The sequence below is a fragment of the Gelidibacter sp. genome (assembly GCF_035577925.1).
Lineage (GTDB): Bacteria > Bacteroidota > Bacteroidia > Flavobacteriales > Flavobacteriaceae > Gelidibacter.
This window is the reverse complement of record NZ_DATJCY010000060.1, coordinates 1-1,681: the sequence shown is the minus strand read 5'-3', so window position 1 is coordinate 1,681 and position 1,681 is coordinate 1. Positions and strand designations below refer to the sequence as shown.

General features: G+C 36.5%; 2 protein-coding genes. Both read right to left on the bottom strand.

Annotated features, from left to right (window positions below; translation table 11 throughout):
* Positions 1–411 (bottom strand): amidohydrolase family protein (locus tag VNJ50_RS01850; protein ID WP_325578500.1); only part of this gene is annotated, 411 nt, incomplete at its 3' end.
* Positions 412–1,681, bottom strand: a 1,270-nt coding sequence (gene tilS, locus VNJ50_RS01845; protein WP_325578498.1) for a tRNA lysidine(34) synthetase TilS, incomplete at its 5' end; no start/stop codon positions are given.

Below are 1,681 nucleotides of genomic sequence, written 5' to 3'. Positions count from 1 at the left end.
TTCCGGATGTTCCAATAATTTCTTAACACCATCAGAATCAATAACCGCCCCGGCCGATTCAAAAGTAGTAGCCGGCACACAGGATGGTGCTCCAAAATTAAATTTGAATGGTACTTTTTTGCCGTTTTCAATCATAAATTCGACGCCTTCAACACCAAGAACATTGGCAATTTCATGCGGATCGGAAACTGTTGCAACCGTTCCATGCTTTACGGCCAAACGAGCAAATTCACTCGGCACCAACATCGAACTTTCTATGTGGATATGAGCATCTATAAATCCAGGAAGAATATAATGCTCAACTTGGTGATCTACAGCTTCAATACGTTCTATTTTACCATTTATGATCGTAATTTCGCCTTTAAAAATTCGTTCGTTTTTAATATCAACAATTTGACCTTGCAATTTCATCTATTGGAGTTCTATTTTTAAAATATTTGTAGTGTTTTCAGTGATTTTAAATCGATCGTCCGCACGTTTTCCCATAATCCAAACGATGCCATCGGCAGAACTCAAAATCAAAGTTTTTTCCTTATCAATCAATGACATTTTTTCGTCCTTAAAATATTTGCTCAACTTCTTTTTACCTGTCATTCCCAAAGGATAGAACCAATCGCCTTCTTGCCATTTTCTGATGCTTAAAGGAAATTTTAATCGATCTGCATCAACATAAATTATATGCTTTGAGGTTTCAGAAATCCCATCCAACTTCTCAAAAATCAATGTGCCAATTGCTGTCATGACTTCTTGAACTTCTTTTTCTATTAAAATCGGAATTTCTTGAGACTCAAAATCAATTTCGGTCAGTAATAAAAAATCACGATCCTTTAACAATCGATGGGTAGATGAAAACACTTGTTTTCCTGATTGCGCATTCAGCAAATGCAATACGTCATGCCACGCTGTAAAATTAAAATCGCTCAATAATTCGTAGAGATACGCTTTAGGATTAGATAGCTTTTTTAATTTGCCAACATTCAATTTTATCTGATCCTCCTCTACTTCCACAATTTTTTTCTGAACATTGATAACGGCATCATCAATAATATCCTGACTGTCTTGTAAATTAGAAATAGTAGTTTGAAAATTGTGCAACACCTGCGGATTTATCTGTTTTAAAATAGGAATAACGTCATGACGCAATTTATTTCGTAAATATTTTGTGGACGCATTACTGCTATCTTCCCGCCATTTTAATTGATTTTCAAAAGCAAAAGCTTCAATAGTTTCTCTCGAAAATGGCAACAATGGCCGAACCAGCTTTCCAGCTACTTCAGGAATTCCTGTTAAACCGTCCAATCCGGTGCCACGTGTTAAATTAATCAAAAACGTTTCGAGATTATCATCAGCATGATGCGCCGTTAAGATATAATCAAAATGGAGCTGCTCTGCCAATTCAAAAAACCAATGGTAGCGTAGTTCGCGCGCCGCCATCTGAATAGAAAGTCCTTCATGTTCCTTGGCGTAAGCTTCTGTATCAAAACTTTCTATAAAAACTTCCAATTCCAAATCTTCTGCCAAATCCAAAACAAAGTCTTCATCGGCATCACTTTCATCGCCTCTTAAATTAAAATTACAATGCGCCAACGACATATTCAACTTTAATTTATGGCATAAATGCGCTAAAACCACACTGTCCAAACCACCAGAAACAGCCAATAGCAACTTGCTATCCTTAAGA